Below are 20,305 nucleotides of genomic sequence, written 5' to 3'. Positions count from 1 at the left end.
CTTGTGATCACTTCGAGGCCCCCGTTAGAGTTCGCCCCGTCGAAATCAGCACACTCCGCACATTGTGCGGCGCGCATGTAGACGGTGAATTCCCCTTCGCCCCGCGGCTGCTCGGCGGAGGGCCGGAACGGGTGGTGCACGGGTCGGCCGGCGAAGGGACGCGGATGCGCGGGGGAACCGGAAGCGGGCGTACGTGGTGGCAGCGCGCCGTGGCCCGCGGCTTCGACCCCCTGCCCCCGCCGCGGACCCCGGTGACCCTGGTCGGGTCGGGAGAGGTCCGGCGGGATCCGGCGGACCTGACGGCCGGACTGCCCGCCGGCGGACTCGGGGTGCTGCTGCCCACCTATGTGGCGCGCTGCCCCCTGGCGGCCCAGGAGACGGCCCTGCGCCAGCTCCTCGACGCGCTCACCGACGTACGGAAGGCCCGTCCCGGCCTGCCCCTGACGATCTGGCTGGGCATGCAGTACGGCCACGGCGAACTGGAGGAGGCCGTCGACCGGTTGCGCGCGCTGACCAGGGACCGCGCCCTGCCCGTCGTCGGGTTCGCGCTGCCGGGCCGCGGGAAACTCCGGACGGTCAACACCGCGCTCGCGCTGTCCCGGCGGCTCGGCCACACCGGCTGGCTGTGGACCGACGACGACGTCGAGTTCGGCCCCGGCTGTCTCGTCCGGCTCGTCGAGCGCTTCCACGAACGCGGCTGCGCCGGAGCGGTCGGCGCCCACCTCGTCGCCCTGCCCCGCGCCACGGCCGCGGCACGCACGATGGACCGTGTCTCCGGCGTCACCGTGCCGCCCGCCGCCTACCCCGCGGCGGCCTGCATGCTCGTGGCGGCCGAGGTCGTCGCCGGCGGCATCCCGGCCCGGCGGCTCGCCGACGACGGCCATGTCCTCTTCGAGCTCCTCGACCCCGGCGCCGCCGACCCGCTGCACGACCTCGAAGTGCTGCCGGACGCCCGGGGCACCTTCTACCGGGTCGCCCGGACCCGCGACACCCTGCGCCGGCTGCGCCGCTCCCTCTACAGCCATGTGACCTGCACGGCCGACTACCCGTGGGCGACCGCGCGGACGTACCTCACCGGCACCCTGTTCCACGGCCTGTGGCCGCTCGCGGCCTGGGACGGCAGCGGCGGCCCGGTACGGGGACTGAAGCGCTGGACCGTCAAGGCCGTCCACCTGGCCTGGTTCTGCTCCGTCGCCGCCGGGCTCGCCGTACGCGGCGCGGCCGGCCGGCCGCTGCGGCACGTGCCGTGGGGTGACGACGGCGACTTCATGAGCCCGGCCGCCGGGGGACCCCCCGCGACGGCACGCACCGCAAGCTGACACGGGACGGCCGCCCGGCACACGGCGGCCGCCCGCACGCCGACACAGGCGGCCGCCCGCTGCGGCGGCCCCGGAGGGGAGACGCCGTGCGGACCTCGGCACTCAAGGAGGCGGCGGTCACCGTCGTCCTGCCGCACTACGACTGCGCCGGTTATCTGGGCGCGGCGGCGGCCTCGGTCCTCGCCCAGGACCGGACCGACCTGCGGCTGGTCGTGGTCGACGACTGCTCCCCCGACGAGGCGTGGACGGCCGCGCTGCGCCCGTACGCCGACGACCCGCGGCTGACCGTCCTGCGCACCTCGGAGAACGTCGGCCATCTGCGCATCAAGAACAAGGTCCTGCAACGCGCGGACACCCCGTACATCGCCTTCCAGGACGCCGACGACATCAGCCTGCCGGGCCGGCTGCGTCGGCAGCTCCCCCTGCTGGAACGGGGCAGGGCGGATCTCGTGGGCTGCGCCTACGAGTACATCGACGCCGCGGGGCGGAGCACGGGGCGGCGCCGGATGCCCCGCAACGGCAACCTGTGGATGCGCCTCGGCCGTTCGACGGTGCTGCTGCACCCGTCGTCCGTCGTACGCCGCGAGGTCCTGGAACGGCTCGGCGGCTTCGACGGCACGGTCCGGCTGGGCGCGGACACCGACTTCCATCTCCGGGCGGCCCGGCTGTACCGGCTGCGCAGTGTGCGTCACGTCCTGTACCGCTACCGGATCTGGCCCCAGTCGCTGACCCAGGCGCCCGGAACGGGCTTCGGGTCCGCCGAACGCCTGTCCTACACGCGGGCGATGAGTGAACAGGAGCGCCGCCGTCGTGAGGCGGCGACCCGCGAGGAGCTGCTGCCCCTGCTGCTCGCGCCGCCCAACGACATCGACTTCACGCTGGAGCCGGTCGCGGTGGGCGGGTGAGGGTGACGAGCATGGAAGCGCCCCTGCCCCCGATCGGCGTGGTCGTCGCCGCGCCCGAGGGCGCGTGGGAACCCGCGGTGCACAGCCTGCTGCGCCAGTCCCTGCCACCGGCGTCGATCACGGTGGTCACGCCCACGACCACCTCGACGACCACTCCGGCGACCAGATCGGCGGCGGCCCCGGCGGACGGGCCGCCGGACCTCCGCCCGCACTTCGTACCCTGCACGCCCGGGACCGCCGCCGGGGCCTGCGCCGGGGCCGCGCGTGCCACCCGGGCACCCTACGTCGCCTTCCTGCACGGCCGTGACGAGGCCCTCCCCGACTGGCTGCGCCGCCTGGCCCGGGCGGCCCGCGACGGTGCCGGCCTCGTCCAGTGCGGCACGCTCAGGGTGCGGGCTGACGCGCTGGTCGAGGGCATCGCCCTGACGCCCGGTCTCGACGGCGCCGCGTACGCCGTACGACGCGACCTGCTGGGCACCAGCGGGCGTACGGCCGCCCGGGTCATGGTGCCGCGGCTGCTGGTGCGGCGCCGGACCGACGACAGCGCCACCACCGCCTCCGCCGCCCGCGCCGCCGGCTCGGGCCTCGTACGGGACGCGCACCTCACCCCCCGCGTCGACGAGCCCCCGGAGGAGGCGGCCGGACGCGGACGCGCCCCGGACCTCGTCTCCGTCGTGATCCCCGTCCGCAACGGCGCGCTCACCCTCCCGGCACAGTTGCGCGCGCTGTCCTCGCAGACCCGCATTGGTCCCTGGGAGGTCCTCGTCGTCGACAACGGCTCGACCGACGCGACGCGCGAGGTGGCCGAGAAGGCCCGCCCCGACCTGCCCGCCCTGCGGATCGTCGACGCCCACGAGCGCCCCGGCGAGAGCTACGCGCGCAACCGCGGGATCGCCGCCGCCCGCGGTGACTTCGTCGCCTTCTGCGACGCGGACGACGTCGCCGACCCCGGCTGGCTGGCCGCGCTGGCCGACGCGGCCCCGGACGCCGACCTCATCGGCGGCAGCCTGGACAGCAGTGTGCTCAGCCCGGTGTACGCCGACGAGCAGCCGGCGCCGATGACCGGCCAGACGGACTTCCTGCCGTTCGCGCGAGGCGCCAACTGCGCCGCCTGGAAGGACGTGTTGACGACGATCGGCGGCTGGGACGAGAACTACCGGGGCGGCGGCGAGGACATGGACCTCTCCTGGCGGGCCCACCTGTGCGGCTACAGGGTCGGCTACGCGCACGACGCCCGCATGCACTACCGGCTGCGCGCCGAACTCACGTCCCTGGCCCGGCAGAAGTGGAACTACGGCAGGTCCGGTGCCCAGCTGTACGCCGCCTACCGCCACGCCGGCTTCGAGCGCCGCGACCACCGGACGGTCCTCGCCAACTGGTCCTGGCTGCTGCTGCACGCCCCCGACCTCGCCCGTTCCCCGGCCCTGCGCCGCCGCTGGATCCGCTACGGCGCCCGCCTCTCCGGCTTCCTGGCGGGCAGCGCCGAACGGGGCGTCAGATACTTGTGACGGCTGCTTGTCACCCGGATCCCGCCTTCACTCCATGAAGCTCCGGTGAAGGCGAGGGTGGTACTCCCGTTCCTGCCGTCGCGGGGTGCACTGGCTGCCGGCCTCGCACCGGCCGACAGTGGTCATCAGGGGGGCAGGGCGGCTCGCCCCGCCCCTGTTCGGCCCGTACCGCGTTTCCGAGGAGCACGCCGTGCCCAGTAAGTCATCAGCAGCCCAGGAACTCGTGATCGTGACCGGCGCGTCGACGGGGATGGGCGCGGCCACCGCGCGGGCCATGGCCCGCCGCGGGTTTCACGTTCTCGCCGGCGTGCGACGCGACAGCGACGGCGAGGCGCTGCGCGCCGCCGGCATCGAGCCGGTGATCCTGGACATCACCCGTCAGGAACACATCGCGGCGCTGGTGGCACGCGTCGACGGCGACCCCCGGAAGCGGGCCCTGCGAACGCTGGTCAACAACGCCGGCATCCCCGGCGCCGGGCCGGTCGAGGTGGTGCCCCTCGACGAATGGCGGCGCCTGTTCGAGGTGAACGTCCTCGGACACGTCGCGATCACCCAGGCCCTGCTCCCCGCGCTGGTGCGCAGTGGGGGCCGCGTCGTCAACATCACCTCGCTGAACGGCAGGATCGCCATGGCGGGCTACGGCCCGTACGCCGCCGGCAAGTTCGCCATGGAGGCGGTGAGCGACGCGCTGCGCAACGAACTGGCCCCGCACGGCGTGCAGGTGGTGGTCGTCGAACCGGGCGGCGTGCAGACCGACATGGCCGGCCGCGGCACCGCGGACCTGAGCCGCCTCGCTGCCCGGATGACCCCGGAGCAGCGCACGCGCTACGGCACCCTGGTGCGGGCGCTGCCCTCCCACGTCGCGGCGTTCACCAAGGCCGGCGTCACCCCCGACACCGCGGCCCGTACGATCGCCGAGGCCGCCACCGCCCGCAGGCCCCGCACGCGCTACACCGTCGGCGCGACGGCCACCTTCCTCATCCGTGCCTCCCGTTTCCTCCCCGACCGGGTGCTCGACCGGATGACGACCTCCGACCTGCGCAAGCACTACCCGAAGGCCGGCGGCTGATCCTCGGCGGGCGCCGGCCGGGCGGGACGCGCGGGCGAGCGGTCACCGGTCGTCGGGCGGCCCGTCGGGGGTCAGGCCCTGGACGCTGGTCAGCTCGGTGAGGCCCGAGATGTTCAGGACCGGTCCCAGCAGGGGCGTGGCGATGAGCCGGATGCGGTCGGCATGCGCGAACAGGACGCTCAGCCCGGCGCTGTCGAGGTACTCCACGGCGGTCAGGTCGACGACGAGGAACCCCTCGGCCTTGTCGAGGGCGTCGGCCAGGGCACCGGTGTTGGTCATGTCGATCTCGCCGACGACCGTCAACAGCGGGCTGCCGTCCGGTTGGTGACCGGGGATCAGGGTGAGCGGAGTGGTCATCGGGCGATCCTCGTGTGCATGTCGACGGTGGTGCCGGCCGGGTCGGCGGTGATGGTGACCTGCTGCATCAGTGCGTTCATCAGGCCGACTCCGCGGCCACGATGGGTGTTCAGGTGCGGCTGGGGCTGCTTCCAGCGGCCGCTGTCGGCGATGGTCAGGTGCAGGACGTCGACGTGGGCCTCCGCGCGCAGGCGTACGGTCTCGCCCGGGGTGTCGCGGTGGCCGTGCTCCACCGCGTTGGCACATGCCTCACCGGCGGCCACCAGCACGCTCTGCACCATGTGCGGCGGCAGTTCGCACTGCCCGAGCCAGCTGCGCAGCGCCTTGCGGACCGGCGCCAGCTGAGAGGACTCGGCGGGGAAACTCATCTCCAGCGGAGCCGGGTGGCGGTACAGCAGCAGGGCGACGTCGTCGTCGTAGCCGTTCACGGGGGCGAGCCGGGCCAGGACCTCGGTGGCGAGATCGTCCACGGCGGCGTCCCGGCCGTCCTGGACGGCTTCGCTGGCCTGGTCGATGCCGGCGGTCAGCGGACGGCTCCGGCGCTCGACGAGGCCGTCGGTGTAGAGCAGGAGGGTGGCGCGAGCCGGGACGGTGCAGCTGGCTTCGGGCCGGTGCCGGCCCGGGCGGACGGCCAGCGGGATGGAACGCCCCCCTTCGAGCAGGGCGGTGGTGCCGTTCGGATGCGTGAGGATGCCCGGCGGGTGGCCAGCGCTGGAGTACGTCAGTTCGCCGGTCCCGGGGTCCAGGACGCCGCAGAAGACGGTGGTGCACAGGGCGCCGGCGACGCCCGCGGCGAAGTGGTCCAGGGCCATGAGCGTCTTGGCGGGGCTGGCGTCCTGCAGGAGCAGGGCACGGCAGGCGCTGCGCAGTTGTCCCATCACGGTGGCCGCTTGGAGGCCGTGTCCGACGCAGTCGCCGACGACGATGCCGATGCGTCCGTCGGGCAGGGTGACGGTGTCGTACCAGTCGCCGCCGACTTCCAGCGGACGGGTGGCGGGCTCGTAGCGGACGGCGAAGCCCGCCGGCAGGTGGGAAGGGCCGAGGATGGCTCGCTGCAGGGCGATGGCGGTCTCGCGCTGCTGGTCGATCTGGTGGGCGCGGGCCAGCGCCTGGGCGAGCTGTCCGGCGATCAGGGACAGCAGGAGCTGGTCCTCGTCGGTGAAGTGGCGGTTCTCGCTGAGGCTGATGTGCAGCACCATGGGGCCCTCGGGGTGGTTCACCGTGATGCCCGCCCCGTCGGCGTCCGAGACCGCCGTGAGAGGCGGCTGCTCCAGCCAGTCGGCGAAGGTGTCCCGTCGCTGGGCGGACAGCGTCTGCCAGGTCAGGTCCTGGTGGGTGGAGAGCACCGCCGGTTCCTGGCCCTGAGGGCGCACCACGGCCAGTACGCGCCGGGCACTCCACAGGTCCTTCAGCTCGGCCAGCGCGCCCGCCAGCGCCTCGGGCAGGCTGGTCGCCCGGCTCACCCGCATGTTGAGCGCGGCCTGGGCGCTCTCCCGCTGGATGGCGTAGTGCTCGGCGGTGACATCGCGGAAGGTGCCGACGATCACCTGGCTCCCGGTGTCGGGGTCCTGGGCCTCACTGAACATGGCCGTCACCCACACCCGGTGTCCGTCCCGGTGGCTGACCGGGATGGTGTAGGAGCCCTTGGAGTTGCCCACCAGCTGGGAGAAGGCGGCGGCGACCTGGTCGTGGGCGCCGGCATCGGTGCCGGCGTCCGGCCACCAGGGGTGGATCGGCTGGTACGGCAGTCCTTCCGGCCCGTAGCCGAGGATGTCGGTGAAGGCGGTGTTGATCTCGATGACCGCGCCGTCCTCGTCGCACACGAAGAACGCCTCCTGCAGGGAGTCCACCAGCGCGGCCCGCCAGCGCGCCTGGTGGTTGCGCAGCCGCGCCAGCTCCATGTTGGCCCGGACCCTGGCGAGCAGTTCGGCGGCGGCGAACGGCTTGACCAGGTAGTCGTCGGCGCCGGCCTGCAGGCCCTCGATCGATGCCTCCTGCCCGGCCCGGGCGGACAGCAGCAGCACGGGTACGGCGGCGGTACGCGGGTCCTCGCGCAGCTCCGCCACCAGGGACAGGCCGTCGAGTTCCGGCATCATGACATCGCTGACCACGAGGTCGGGAGCCTGGGCGCGGACGGCCGCCAGGGCCTGGGCGCCGTCGTCGACGGTGTCGACCCGGTATCCGGCGCCGGTCAGGATGCGCGTCAGGTAGTCGCGCATGTCGGCGTTGTCGTCCGCCACCAGCACGCGTGCGGTCGCGCCCGGCCCGGAGGGACGGTCCGGGGACGTGCCGGCATCGGCGTGCGGCACGGCCGGCCGCTCGTCGTCGTCGGGAAGCCAGCGCAGCGCTTCCTGGAGGTAGGGGTCGGCCGAGGGCAGGGCGCGGGTGTCGCCGGCCGGTGCCACGGACGCGGCGGGCAGGTGGGCCGTGCCGAAGGGCAGGCGGATGGTGAAGCGTGTCCCCTCGCCCTCGGTGCTGTCGGCGGTGATGGTGCCGCCGTGCAGGCCGATCAGTTCCTGCACCAGGGCCAGCCCGATGCCGCTGCCCTCGTTGGAGCGGGAGCGGGCGTTCTCGATGCGGTGGAACCGCTCGAAGAGGCGGGGCACCTCGTCGGCCGCGACCCCGATGCCGGTGTCGGCGATCGTCACCACCGCCTGCGCGTCCTCGGCCCGCACGGTGACCCGGACGGAGCCGTCGAAGGTGAACTTCAGCGCGTTGCTCAGCAGGTTGAGGACCACCTTCTCCCACATGCCGCGGTCCAGGAAGACCGGCTCGTCGAGCGGAGGGCAGTCGACCTCGTAGACGAGACCGGCCTTCTCCACCGCGGAGCGGAAGACGCTGGCCAGTTCGCCGGTCAGGGCCGGCAGGTCCACCGGCTCGTAGGTGGCCTGCATCCGCCCCGCTTCGATGCGGGAGAAGTCCAGCAGGGTGTTGACCAGCTTGCCGAGTCTGAGGCCGTTGCGGTGGACGACGTCCAGGTCCTCCCGGACCCGGCGGTCGCCGTCCGTGAACCGGGCACGCAGTTCCTCCAGCGGCCCCATGATCAGGGTCAGCGGGGTACGGAACTCATGGCTGATGTTGGAGAAGAAGGCCGTCTTGGCCCGGTCCAGCTCGGCCAGCTCCTCCGCCCTGCGCTGCTGTGCCTCGTAGCTGCGGGCACTCGCGATCCCCGCCGACAGGTGTCCGGCGAGCAGCTCCACGAAGCCGCGGTAGCCGTCGTCCAGCGCCCGGAAGGGGTTGAGGCCGGCCACGAGGAACCCGTACGGGGTGCCGCCCTGCTGCAGCAGCGGCGTCACCAGGGCCTGTGTGGGCGGCTTCGTCCAGTTGCCGGCCGGCAGCCGCGTGAACGGTGCGTCGGCCAGCGGCATCAGCACGGATTCCCCGTCGGCCACCTCGGCCACGGGCCAGACACCGCCGTCGGGCGGCAGGACGGCGGGGGCGGCCGGGTGCCCGGCGGGCATTCCGTTGCCGCCCGTCAGCTGCGCGGAACCGTCGGGCCGGAAGAGGTACGTCAGCGTGAACGGCAGGTCCTGCGGGTTGCGGCTCAGCTGCTGGTCGGCGAAGGCCAGGATCTCCTGCTCGGTGCGCACCACACTGGGGTCCGAGCCGAGGTCGCGCAGCGTCGTCATCCGGCGTTCGCCGATGACCCGCTCGGTCTCCTCGCTCACCACGCACAGCATGCCGACCACCGTGCCGTCGTCGTCGCGCAGCGGGCTGTAGGAGAAGGTGTGGTAGCTCTCCTCCGTGTAGCCGGACCGCTCCACGAACAGCAGCAGGGCCTCGTCCCAGGTCGCCTCCCCCGTGGTCATCACGGTGTCGATCCGGGGGCCGATGTCGCCCCAGATCTCCGTCCAGACCTCGCTCGCCGGCCGGCCAAGGGCCCAGGGGTACTTCTGGCCGAGGGTGTCGCGCCGGTAGGCCGCGTTGCAGAAGAACGTCAGCTCCTCGCCCCACGCCATCCACATGGAGAACCGGGACGACAGCAGGATGCTCACCGCCGTCTGCAGGCTCTGCGGCCACTGGTCCGGCGGACCCAGCGGGGTCGCCGACCAGTCCACCCGCGCGAGGTCCTGCCCGATCTCCGCGTCGGCGGCGAACACGCCGGCCCCGGCGCCCACGGCGCGCTCGTGGTCGGCGCCTTCCGAACGCGTCACTGGACACCCCTTCCGTCGCACCTGTCCGCCGACCGCACCGCGGGCCGGACCTGCGGGAACACTGCACGACGTCCACGACGTGCGGTGATCACCCGGGGGCCTGGCAGTCGACAGAAACGACTTCGTAGGATAGGCCAATCGACCGGGACTCCATCGCTCGGGCGGGCAGCGGGCCGAGCAGCGGGGGTAACGGACAGAGATGACGACGACGCCGTCGACGACTTTCCCGGCGCCGCCGGCCGACGAGGGGGCCCGGCTGGCCGCGGTGCTGCGGTACCGCGCCCTGGAGACCCCGTCGGACGGGACGTACGACCGGATCGCCGCACTGGCCGCCCGGATCTTCGACGCGCCCATGGCCACGGTGGCGATCGTCGACGCCGACCAGGTCCGCTTCCTGGCGGCCCACGGGCCGGCCGGGACGACGCGGACGGACCGCGCCCCGGGGCTGCGCGCGTCCGCCGTCCTGCAGGACGGGCCGTACGTGGTCACCGACGCGCGTACCGATCCCCGCGCCCAGGACCATCCGCTCGTCGTGGGCGACCCCGGCGTCCGCTTCTACGCCGCCGCTCCCCTGACGACCCCGGACGGCAGACGCCTGGGCACGGTCGACGTCCTCGACACCCGGCCGCGCCGGGCGACCCGCGCCCAGCTCGCCTCCTTGCAGGACCTGGCCGCTCTCGTCATGGACGAACTCGAGTCGCGGCTGTCCGCCGCGCGCACGATCGCCGCCGAGCGCGAGCGGCGGACCGAGGCCGAGCGCCTCGCCCGCGCCCTGCAGCGCACCCTGCTGCCCCCGACCCTCCCCAAGGTGCCCGGCCTGAAGGCGGCGGCCGCCTATCACACGGCCTCCCCGCACGAGGTGGGAGGCGACTTCTACGACCTGTTCCCCCTCGACGACGGCCGGTGGGCCTTCTTCATCGGCGACGTCTGCGGCAAGGGCGCGGACGCCGCCGCACTGACCTCGCTGACCCGGTACACCCTGCGCGCGGCCGCCATCTACGACCCCGATCCGTGCGCCGCGCTGGCCAATCTCGACCTCGTGCTGAAGGGCGAGTACCAGGGCAGCGATCCCCGCTACTGCACGGCGGTCTTCGGGGTGCTCCAGCCCCTGTCCGACGGTTCCTTCACCGTCGCGCTGGCCGGTGGCGGCCACCCGCCGGCGCTCGCCCTGCGCGCCGACGGCACCGTCCGGCCGGTCTCCACCATGGGCGGACAGCTCGTCGGCATGCTGCCCAGCCCCCGGTTCGTCCAGACCAGCATCAGACTGTCCCCGGGTGAGAGTCTTCTGCTCTACACGGACGGCCTCACCGAAGCCCGCACTCCCGACGGCGCGCTGCTCGGCGAGGACGGCCTCGCCCGGTATCTCGCCGGCGGCACCGACCGCGCCACGGACGATCCCCAGCACGCTCTGCTGAACAGCGTCGAGGCGCTCCTCGACGAACTCGGCGACGGCGTCAACGACGACACCGCCCTCATGGCGCTCTCCGTACCCGCACACCCCGGAACCTCTTTTCAGGAGAACAGGTGACCGAGCCCGCACGTCTACTGACCGTCACGCCACGCCACGTCACCGCGAAAGCCTTTCTCCTGGTGGTGGCGGGCGAGCTGGACCACCACACCTCCAACCTGCTGACGGAGGCCGTCAACGAGGCTCCGTTCAGCGAGCAGAGCGTGATCATCGATCTGTCGGGGCTCACCTACTGCGACTCGACCGGCATCTCGGTGCTCATCACCGCCTACAACCGCTCGCTCGCCGCCGGCACACAGCTCAGCCTCACCGGCGTCAGCCCGGACCAGATGCGTATCTTCGAACTCATCGGGCTCGACCAGGTGTTCGCCTTCTACGCCACCCCGGAGGAGGCGGCCACCGCCCTGCAGTCCTGAGCCCAGTGGCGATGATCTCATCGGTGGTCGAAACCGGACAGGGCTCCTTCACCTTTTGCCGGGCAGTAGCTCTGGGAGAAGGGCGCCGCGGGCGCCCGGTGGTCAGGATGCGGTGGAGGAACGCGCGGTGGAGCGGTTGGAGAGGCTGCAGGGTGAGAACGCGCAGCTGCAGGAGGCGGTGCACGCACATGCCGTGGTCGACCAGGCGATAGGCGTCGTGATCGTCCTGGGACGGCTGACACCCGTGCAGGGCTGGGAAGTCCTTCGGGCGGTCTCTCAGCGGACCAACATCAAGCTGCGGCAGGTCGCGGAACATGTGGTCGCCTTCGCCCGGACGGGGCAACTCGGCGCCGCCATCCGCAAGGAGCTGGAGCGGCAGCTCGAACACGTGCAGCCCGGCGGGCGGCCGGACAGCGCGGGGTGAGACCGTACGCCGTGCCGCGTCAGGTGCCGGGCGGCTGCTCCGCGGCGAGGTCCCGCCGACCTCGGCACCCGGTCACTTGCCGGACTCCGAGCGGTCCAGGGCCGGCCGGGCCGCGCCCCGCCGGGCCGGGGACAGGCGTCTGGCGCAGGGCTGTTCGACATAACGGTGCAGCAGCCAGGCGAAGGCCACCGCCAGGGGCAGGGCCGCGGCCGCGGTCAGTACGGGGAGGGCCGTTCCGAAGGTGAGGTACAGGGCCGCGACGAGCAGGGAGTGCCCTTGGCAGAAGGGGTGCGAGATCCTGCCCAGGAAGAGCATCGGTGACGCCCTCGGGTACGAGGGCCTGCCCTTGAGGTCCGCGGCGGTGGCCGCGTGGATGAGCAGCGCGACGGGTACCACGGTGGTCGCCGCCAGGCAGAACACCTGGGGGAGGAGGTACCACCCTGCCACCACGGTGACGCCGAGCACGGCGGTGGCCGTACCGACCCCGATCCGGGAGGCGCGGCCGGTGCGGGGCAGCCGGGTCAGCAGCATGCCCAGGACGAACTCCGGCAGCCGGGCCGGCGGGAACGAGTAGACGGCCCACAGCTGGGCCTGCGACACGGTGAAGGGCGCCTGCGGCAGGGGTGCCCCGCCGGGGACCACGGCGTGGGCGAGCGCGGCCACCGCCCAGGTCGCCGCGGCGGCGCACCCGGCGGCGGGCAGCAGCAGGGACCGGGGGACCTTGTCGACCGCGGCCCACAGCACCGGGAAGAGGGCGTAGAAGAACACTTCGCACGCCAGCGGCCAGGACGAGCCGTTGCCGCCGAGGACGTACCGGAAGTCCGGCAGCCATGCCTGTACCAGGAACACGCTGGGCAGCGCGGAGACGAGGGCCGTGCCCGCGGCGGCCGGAACGGCGAACGCGAGTCCGGCGACGACGAGCACCGTCAGCACCAGGTGGACCGGGTAGAGCCGGGTCAGGCGGCGGCGCCAGAAGACCGCCCGCGGTTCGAGGCCGGGCGGGCGGAGCGGGCCAGGAGGTAGCCGCTCAGGACGAAGAAGAACGACACGCAGGGCGGGCCCATCGCCACCAGCGGACCGGGGGGTGAGCGGTCCGCGCAGCCCAGCAGTGCCGCGTGGAAACAGAAGATGCCCAGTGCGGCGACGGCGCGCAGGCCGGTGAGCGACGGCAGGTAGGTGCCGGTGGCGGCTGTGGTGGTGGGGGTCATGTCCGGGCCCTCCGTGTCGGGGCGGGTGCCCCGCCGTCCTTCTCCGCGGCGCCGGACTCCCTAGGCGCTGTCGGCGCGGCGCCGGTAGCGCAGGCGGCACGGGCCGCTCAGTCCGCGGGGGGCCAGGCCGGTGACCGGGGTCGGGGTGTCGAGGAGTTCCAGGTGGAAGTGGCGCAGCAGGAGGGTGACGAGGACCTTGGTCTCCAGGCGGGCGAAGCGTTGGCCCAGGCAGCGGTGGACTCCCGCGCCGAAGCCGAGGAGTCGCTGGACGGCCTGGGGGTCCTCGGCATAGCGCTCGGGGCGGAACGCCTCGGGGTCGGGGAACTCCTCCGGCAGCCGGTGGACGAGGTAGGGGGAGGTGAGGACCATCGTGCCGCGCGGGACGGCACAGGTGCCGATGCGCAGGTCGCTCAGGGCCCTGCGGGCGATGAGGATGGCCAGGGGGTGCAGCCGCTCGGATTCGTAGAGCACGTGGTCCAGGTGGGTGAGCCGGTGCAGGCTCTCCGTGGTGAGCGCGCCGCCCGTGCCGAGGTGCCGCTGTTCGGCGAGGAGGGCGGGATGGTGCTCGGGGTGGGTCAGCAGGTCGGCCAGGGCCCAGGCGAGTTGTCCCGAGGTGGTCTCGCGGGCGGCCCAGACCAGTCCCAGGGCCTGGTGGACGGTGGAACTGTCCGGCACCGGCCTGCCGTCGGGGTAGCGGCTCTCGCACAGGGACTGGAGGAAGTCCGCCCCGGGGCGGGGGTGTGCGCGCCGCTCGGCGAGGCAGTGCCGGACCACGGTGTGCAGGTGCCGGCGGGCGGTGCGGCTGCGCAGTGCCCGGGTGGGGCGCATCCAGGGCGGCAGCAGGAAGCTGACGTTGGCGGAGAAGTCCTCGAAGGTCGCGAGGGTGTCGGCGAGGTGGTGGCCGAGGTCGGCTCCGAAGAAGGTGTCCGCGATGATCCGCAGGTTGAGCTCGGCGCAGGTGCTCACGATGTCCAGCTCACCGGCCTCGCCCATGCGGTGGACCAGCTGTCGGGTGTGGTCCTCCATGACCGTGAGGTAGTCGTGGAGGGCGGCGCCGCGGAAGACCGGTACGTACAGGGCCCGTTGGCGCCGGTATTCGGGGGTCTCGGCCATGAAGTAGAAGTCGTTGCCGAACATCGTCTTCAGGAAGGGGTAGGACGCGGCGATCGACAGCGTCTCCTCAGGGCGGGCGACGATCTCCTTGCGGTGTTCGGGAGCCAGCATGACCACGGCGGGCACACCGGCCAGCCGCAGTCCGAAGAGGCGGCCGTGTTCGGCGTAGCCGCGGCGCAGGACGCCGGTCGCGTCGCTCATGAAGGCGGGCAGATGCCCGAGTCCCGGCAGTGCGCCCGAGACCACCGGGACTCCCCCGCGGTCCACCGGCGCGGTGCCGCCGGACGCAGGGCCCTGCTGCAGGGTGGCGTTGTGCAAGGGGGGCATGGGGGTCCTGTCTGCGGGGGCTGGCGGAGGGTGCGGATGGTTCGGACGCCGTGGGACGTCGGGCTGGCCGCGAGCCGGCGGCCAGGGCGTTTCTCGTGGATCAGCCCGGGTTCGTGGCCTTCAGGTAGCGGCCCAGGGCGCTGAGGGGGTACACCAGCCGGTACAGGTGGTAGTTCAGCGGCAGGGCGCCGGGGAAACCGGTGCCGGTGTACTCGGGCTCGTCCCAGGTTCCGTCCTCGCGCTGGGTGGCGGCCAGCCGGCGCACCCCGTCGGCGACGGCGTCGCTGTCGTGTTCCCCCGCGGCGAGCAGACCCAGCAGGGCCCAGGCCGTCTGGGAGGCCGTCGAGGGGCCTCGGCCCCGCCAGGCCGGGTCGGTGTAGGACTCCCACTTCTCCCCCCAGCCGCCGTCCGGGTTCTGATGGTCCGTCAGCCAGCGGACCGCCCGCCGGACGGCCGGGTGGTCGGCCGGGATGCCCGCGCCGATGAGCGCCGGTACGACGGTGCCGGTGCCGTAGACGTGGTTGACTCCCCAGCGGCCGTACCAGGAGCCGTCCTGCTCCTGTTCCGCGAGGAGCCAGTCGATGCCCCTGCGGGCGGCGGGGTGGCCGGCCAGGCCGACGGCGGCGAGCATCTCCACCACATGGGCGGTCACATCGGCCGACGGCGGATCGGTGACCTCGCCGAAGTCGCAGAACGGCAGCCTGGTGGAGAGCGAGCTGCTGTTGTCGGCGTCGTAGGCGCCCCAGCCGCCACCCCGCGACTGCATACCGATGCTCCAGGCCACCGCCCGGTCGACCGCGCCGGTCAGGCGGGCGTGGTCGGGATGCCGGAGCCGGGCGAGGGCCAGGACCACTTCGGCGGTGTCGTCGGTGTCGGGGTAGTTACGGTTGTGGAAGCCGAACGCCCAGCCGCCCGGCGCGAGGTGGGGGCGCCGGACGGACCAGTCACCGCGCGTGGTCACCTCCCGTTCCAGCAGCCAGTCGGCGGCCTTGAGCAACGCCGGGTGGTCGAGGGCGAGGCCACTGTCGGCGAGTGCCGTGACGGCGAGGCAGGTGTCCCACACCGGGGACTGGCAGGACTCCACCCAGCGCCGGCCGTCCGGGGTGCGCACGATGAACGCGTCGGCGGCCTTCAGGGCCGCGCGCAGCACGGGGTGGTTCAGGCTGAAGCCGCACAGCCGCAGCGCGATGATCGAGTAGACCAGGGGCGGCTGGATGCCGTTGAAGCAGCCGTCGGCCTCCTGGCGCCGGATGATCCAGGTGGCGGCCGTACGGATCGCCGCGCGCCGCAGTACGGACGGGGCGACGGCGCGCCATCGGTGCAGCGCGCCGTCCAGCCGCTGGAAGACGCCCTCCCAGGATGTCACCGGGCTCCTGCGGACGGCGGGGTTGGGGCGCGCGGGGTCGGTGTGCAGCTCGTCGAGGGGGAACGGGGCCGGGGCGGTGGGGCGATGGGCGCAGACGATCGTCAGGGGGACGATCGTCTGACGGGCCCAGCAGCTGAAGGTGTAGAGGTTCAACGGTGCCCACCTGGGCATGTAGATCAGTTCCGGTGGGAGTTCGGGCAGGTCCTCCCATCTCCACCAGCCGAACAGGGCGAGCCAGATGCGGGTGAACACGCGGGACCGGGCGATGCCGCCCTGGGTACGGATCCACGCGGCGGCGTGTGCCATGTGGGGCGCCCGTACGTCGTCACCGGCAAGGCGCAGCCCGATGTAGCCCTCGATGGTGGTGGACAGGTCCGCCGGTCCGCCCGGGTGGGTGCTCCAGGTTCCGTCGGAGCGCTGCTTGGAGCGGATCCAGGCGGCCGTGGCGAGGGTCTGTTCGGAGGTGCGGATGTCGAGGAACTCACGCAGCAGCAGGTCCTCGGTCTCCATCGTGACGTTCGTCTCGAAGTCGCCCTTCCACCAGCCGTCCCGGTGCTGGAGGGACAGCAGGAGGTCGGTGGCGCGGGCGGCGGCACGGGTCGCCGCCCGGACGCTGTCCTGACCGTCCGGGACACCGGCGGCGTCCACGACCGGCGGCACCCGGGGAGCCGGCCTGGTCCCTGCGAGAAGGGAATCCGATTCGGCCTGGTGAGGCTGCCTCGACACGTCACATCCTCATGGTTCGTCACGAAACACACAGTGGGTCGTCCCGCGCGCCACACACACGCGCGCCGTGGAGGCACTGCCACGCCGTGGCGCATCCTCACGAAGGCTGCGCGCACACCTGCCGGACGTGACCTGACCTGGAGTCACGGAGACAGCACGCAGTGTAGTCACGCGGTCCGTCCCGCTCCCGGCGCCGACACCAGACACCGGGATGACCAGGCGGACGGAGGCAATCTTCAGGTAAGCGTGGGAGTCCTGGCCCGGAGCATCCCGCCGACGGAGTCCTCGCGCCGGCGCCTGAGGAACCGGTGAAAGGCGAAGGCGCCGCCGGTCACGTCGGTGGGCGCGGCGCCCGTTCCGTTACCCCCCTTTTCTCAGCCGTACACCTCGCGGCGCCGCGGCACGCCCTCGTCGTGACGCCGGGCAACAGAGTGGTGCGCGAGGTCTGGACAGGCTCCTGTGAGCGTGCTGTCATACCGCAGGCAGAGGGTTTCCAACGTTGAAAAGGCCGCCCACCGAACGTCCTCAGCCTGTGTGCAGCTTCTGTCCTGCGTGCTTCCTCACCGGAGCCCGTAGTCCTGCCCCGGCAGTCGAACGCGGTCACGGCCTCTGTACGAGGAAAGGTCCGATGACACGACACGTCACCCGCCCCAGAGCCAGCAGCAGAGCCAGGCTGCTGGCGTTGTTCGCCACGGCGGCCCTGGTGCTGCCCCCGAGTGGAATGCTGCCCGCCGCGGCGGCCTCCGAGTTGACGAGCGGTACCTCGGCGTCCGCCGCCGACGGACAGGCCGCCGTCGTGACGCACGGCCTCAAGGGCGAGTACTTCAGCATGTCCGCCCCCGGTGCCCGGGACTTCGCCGAACTCGGCGGTACGACGCTCGACCCGCAGATCAACTTCTCCGGTCTGACCGACACCTTCAAGGAGTTGACGGGCCGGACGGAGCACACGACCGCACGCTGGACCGGCCAGATCGAGGCGCCGGCCACGGGTGACTACACCTTCTACGCCATCGGCGACAACGGCTTCCGGCTCTTCATCGACGACGAACCCGTCATCGACCACTGGGAGGGCGACTGGGACCGGGAGCAGACCAGTCAGGCCGTCCGGCTGACCGCGGGCGAGAAGCACACCTTCCGCCTGGAGCTGTTCCAGGACACCGGCGGCGCCAACATGTTCCTGCGCTGGTCGACGCCGACGCTGGCCAAGCAGATCGTGCCGATGTCCGCGTTCACCCCGCCGGCCGACTTCGAGGTCTTCCCGGTGGAGCTCACCGTCGCCGAGAACGGGACGCGGCTGCGCGCCCGCTTCGAGGGCAGGGTGGGCAGCATCCAGGCGGTCAAGGACCACCTGAAGGTCGAGGCCGACACGACCGCCATGCCGATCAGGTCGGTCACGTCCGTCCCCGGGGACTCCTCCTCCCTCTACGTCAACCTGTCGGAGCCGATCCAGAAGAACCAGCTGGTCCGGGTCTCCTACGACGGCGCGGGCGGTCTGACGGCCGGCGGCAAGGCCGTACCGAAGGTCATCCGCTACGCGGAGAACGCCTCCACCCACCGTCTCACCACCAAGTGGGGCGACAAGGTCGACAAGAAGCACCCGCTGCCCGAGTACCCGCGTCCGCAGCAGAAGCGGTCCAAGTGGGAGAACCTCAACGGGCCCTGGCAGTTCAGCGCCGCCAAGGCGGGTGAGCAGCCGGTCTTCGGCAAGAACCTCGACGAGAAGATCATCGTGCCGTTCCCGGTCGAGTCGCAGCTCTCCGGGCTCGAACGGCACGAGGACCACATGTTCTACCGCCGGACCATCGACGTGCCCAAGAACTGGAAGGTCGGCAAGGACAGCCGCTCGAACCGGCTCAAGCTCAACTTCGGCGCCGTCGACTACCAGTCGCGCGTCTATGTCAACGGCACGAAGGTGGCCGACCACACCGGCGGTTACAACGCCTTCAGCGCCGACATCACCGACGCGCTGAAGGGCACCGGCAAGCAGGAGATCGTGGTCGCCGTCACCGACACCGGTGGCGCGGACCAGCCCATGGGCAAGCAGTCCACGAACCCGGGCGGCATCTTCTACACGCAGACCTCCGGTATCTGGCAGACGGTGTGGATGGAGCCGGTGGCTCCCGCCTCGATCGAGAACATCGTCACCACGCCCGACATCGACACGAGCACCCTCGCGGTGACGGTCGACGCCGAAGGTGCCTCCTCCTCCGCCCGCGTCGAGGCCGTCGCCCGTGACGCCCGCGGCAAGGTCGTCGGCAAGGTCAGCGGGGCGGCGGGCAGGAAGCTCACCGTGCCGGTGGCGAAGCAGCACCTGTGGAGCCCCGACGACCCGTACCTGTACGACCTCGACGTGACGCTGACCGACGGCAGGTCGAGCGACAAGGTCCGCAGCTACTTCGGTATGCGCAAGATCGAGGTCAAGAAGGTGGGCGGCTTCAACAAGCTGGCCCTCAACGGCAAGCCGGTCTTCTCCCTCGCCACCCTCGACCAGGGCTTCTGGCCCGACGGTCTCTACACCGCGCCCAGCGACGACGCCCTCGCCTTCGACCTGGAGGCGCACAAGAAGCTCGGCTTCAACGCGGTGCGCAAGCACATCAAGGTGGAGCCGGCGCGGTGGTTCTACCACGCCGACAAGCTCGGTCTGCTCGTCTGGCAGGACTTCGTCTCCGGGAACATCACCAACGAGACCGGCCAGAAGGCGTTCGTCGACCAGGGCCGGGAGATGATGCGCCAGCACCACAACTCCCCCTCCGTCATCGGCTGGATCGTCTTCAACGAGGGCTGGGGCGAGTGGAACCGCGAGGAGACCGGCCGTATCACCGAGGCCGTGAAGGCCGCCGACCCGTCCCGTGTCGTCAACGCCCACAGCGGTGTCAACTGCTGCAACTCCAAGGGTGACTCGGGCAAGGGCGACATCATCGACCACCACGACTACAACAACGACGACCCGCCGTTCCCCGACGACAGGCGGGCCGCCATGGACGGCGAGCACGGCGGCTTCACCCTGCGCACCCCGGGCCACATGTGGCCGGGCGCCCCGACGGTGATCTACAGCGGTGTCACCACCAAGGCGGAGCTGACCCGCAAGTACGTGGAGAACACCGAGAAGTTCTACCTCGCACAGGCCGGCGCGGAACTGTCCGGCTCGGTCTACACCCAGATAACCGACCTGGAGAACGAGCTCAACGGCCTCTACACGTACGACCGCCGGGACATCAAGATGGACGCCGCCGAGGTACGGAAGGTCAACCTCAAGGTGATCGCGGCCGGCGCCGCGGCGGGCAGGAAGGAGCTGAAGGGCGGCGGGCACTGGACCCTCGACGAGGGCACCGGTACCACCGGCGAGGACTCCGGTCCCAACAAGGCGCCGCTCACCCTGCGCGAGGGCGCTTCCTGGACCGAAGGCGTCAGCGGCAGCGCCCTGAAGTTCGACGGCCAGAAGCAGTACGCGGAGACCGCGGGACCGGTGCTCGACACCAGTGGCAGCTACTCGGTGTCGGCCTGGGTCCGGCTCGACGGGATCCCCGGCAACTACGGCACGGCCGTCAGCCAGGACACCCGCACCACGGCCAACCCGTTCTACCTGCAGTACGGGCACGGCAACTTCGCCTTCAGCACCCCCGGTGAACGCCGCGCCCAGGTGGCGGTCACCGCGGAGACCGGCCGCTGGTACCACCTGGTCGGGGTGCGGGACGCCGGCACCAACGAGATAAGGCTGTACCTCGACGGGAAGCTCGCGGCGACGGCCACCGGCGGCGCCGCCTATCCGAGCACCGGCCCGCTGACCGTCGGCCGTGCCCACTGGGACGGCTCGCAGGTCGACTTCTGGAACGGCGCGGTCGACGAGGTCCGTGCCGTGGACCGGGCACTCACCGCCGAGGAGGTGAGCGCCCTCCACGGCGAGGAGAAGCCCTGACCGGTGACCCACCGAACAGGGGTCCCGGT

14 protein-coding genes are annotated in these 20,305 nt (G+C 72.2%); 8 read left to right on the top strand and 6 right to left on the bottom strand.

Going from position 1 to position 20,305, the window contains the following annotated elements; translation table 11 throughout:
• Window positions 1–164 precede the first annotated feature (164 nt).
• The 4 genes from ACFYXC_RS18940 (at window position 165) to ACFYXC_RS18925 (ending at window position 4,801) form a co-directional block, all read left to right on the top strand.
• On the top strand, window positions 165–1,319 hold the full coding sequence (locus tag ACFYXC_RS18940; protein WP_389552952.1) for a glycosyltransferase family 2 protein: 1,155 nt from the start codon (window positions 165–167) through the stop codon (window positions 1,317–1,319).
• A gap of 86 nt (window positions 1,320–1,405) precedes the next feature.
• Window positions 1,406–2,224: a glycosyltransferase family 2 protein gene (locus tag ACFYXC_RS18935; RefSeq protein WP_389552949.1), complete on the top strand. Its 819-nt coding sequence runs from the start codon at window positions 1,406–1,408 to the stop codon at window positions 2,222–2,224.
• An 11-nt stretch (window positions 2,225–2,235) separates the two neighbouring features.
• Window positions 2,236–3,732, top strand: coding sequence for a glycosyltransferase (locus tag ACFYXC_RS18930; protein WP_389552946.1), 1,497 nt, complete (start codon window positions 2,236–2,238; stop codon window positions 3,730–3,732).
• 190 nt (window positions 3,733–3,922) lie between these two features.
• Window positions 3,923–4,801 carry an SDR family NAD(P)-dependent oxidoreductase gene (locus ACFYXC_RS18925; protein ID WP_389552944.1) on the top strand — a complete coding sequence of 293 codons (879 nt, stop codon included), beginning with the start codon at window positions 3,923–3,925 and terminating at the stop codon, window positions 4,799–4,801.
• Window positions 4,802–4,843: 42 nt separating this feature from the next.
• Here the strand turns inward: ACFYXC_RS18925 and ACFYXC_RS18920 are convergent, their stop codons facing one another.
• Window positions 4,844–5,158, bottom strand: coding sequence for an STAS domain-containing protein (locus tag ACFYXC_RS18920; protein ID WP_388909218.1), 315 nt, complete (start codon window positions 5,156–5,158; stop codon window positions 4,844–4,846).
• Entirely contained in the window at window positions 5,155–9,312 is a 4,158-nt protein-coding gene (locus tag ACFYXC_RS18915; protein ID WP_389552941.1) for a SpoIIE family protein phosphatase, read from the bottom strand. Before ACFYXC_RS18915 ends, ACFYXC_RS18920 begins: the two co-directional genes overlap by 4 nt.
• A 199-nt stretch (window positions 9,313–9,511) precedes the next feature.
• On the opposite strand from ACFYXC_RS18915, the gene ACFYXC_RS18910 reads away from it, so the two are divergent.
• The 3 genes from ACFYXC_RS18910 to ACFYXC_RS18900 all read left to right on the top strand — a co-directional run bounded on the left by ACFYXC_RS18910 (window position 9,512) and on the right by ACFYXC_RS18900 (window position 11,620).
• Window positions 9,512–10,840, top strand: coding sequence for a PP2C family protein-serine/threonine phosphatase (locus tag ACFYXC_RS18910; protein WP_389552938.1), 1,329 nt, complete (start codon window positions 9,512–9,514; stop codon window positions 10,838–10,840).
• Window positions 10,837–11,196 carry an STAS domain-containing protein gene (locus ACFYXC_RS18905; protein ID WP_389552936.1) on the top strand — a complete coding sequence of 120 codons (360 nt, stop codon included), beginning with the start codon at window positions 10,837–10,839 and terminating at the stop codon, window positions 11,194–11,196. The genes ACFYXC_RS18910 and ACFYXC_RS18905 overlap by 4 nt, the downstream gene beginning before the upstream one ends.
• Before the next feature lie 127 nt (window positions 11,197–11,323).
• Window positions 11,324–11,620 carry an ANTAR domain-containing protein gene (locus ACFYXC_RS18900; RefSeq protein ID WP_389552933.1) on the top strand — a complete coding sequence of 99 codons (297 nt, stop codon included), beginning with the start codon at window positions 11,324–11,326 and terminating at the stop codon, window positions 11,618–11,620.
• A 72-nt stretch (window positions 11,621–11,692) separates the two neighbouring features.
• Here the strand turns inward: ACFYXC_RS18900 and ACFYXC_RS18895 are convergent, their stop codons facing one another.
• The 4 genes from ACFYXC_RS18895 to shc form a co-directional block, all read right to left on the bottom strand.
• Window positions 11,693–12,553: an acyltransferase family protein gene (locus tag ACFYXC_RS18895; protein WP_389552930.1), complete on the bottom strand. Its 861-nt coding sequence runs from the start codon at window positions 12,551–12,553 to the stop codon at window positions 11,693–11,695.
• A 23-nt stretch (window positions 12,554–12,576) separates the two neighbouring features.
• Entirely contained in the window at window positions 12,577–12,828 is a 252-nt protein-coding gene (locus ACFYXC_RS18890; RefSeq protein WP_389552927.1) for an acyltransferase family protein, read from the bottom strand.
• A 60-nt stretch (window positions 12,829–12,888) separates the two neighbouring features.
• On the bottom strand, window positions 12,889–14,268 hold the full coding sequence (locus tag ACFYXC_RS18885) for a cytochrome P450 (RefSeq protein WP_389552924.1): 1,380 nt from the start codon (window positions 14,266–14,268) through the stop codon (window positions 12,889–12,891).
• 100 nt (window positions 14,269–14,368) lie between these two features.
• A complete protein-coding gene (gene shc, locus ACFYXC_RS18880) occupies window positions 14,369–16,294 on the bottom strand; it encodes a squalene--hopene cyclase (RefSeq protein ID WP_389553472.1) in 1,926 nt (641 codons plus the stop codon).
• A gap of 694 nt (window positions 16,295–16,988) precedes the next feature.
• On the opposite strand from shc, the gene ACFYXC_RS18875 reads away from it, so the two are divergent.
• On the top strand, window positions 16,989–20,276 hold the full coding sequence (locus tag ACFYXC_RS18875) for a LamG-like jellyroll fold domain-containing protein (RefSeq protein ID WP_389552921.1): 3,288 nt from the start codon (window positions 16,989–16,991) through the stop codon (window positions 20,274–20,276).
• The last annotated feature ends 29 nt before the right edge of the window (window positions 20,277–20,305 follow it).

It is taken from the genome of Streptomyces sp. NPDC002701 (genome assembly GCF_042889045.1).
Taxonomy (GTDB): domain Bacteria; phylum Actinomycetota; class Actinomycetes; order Streptomycetales; family Streptomycetaceae; genus Streptomyces.
This window is presented reverse-complemented; position numbering and strand designations above follow the sequence as displayed.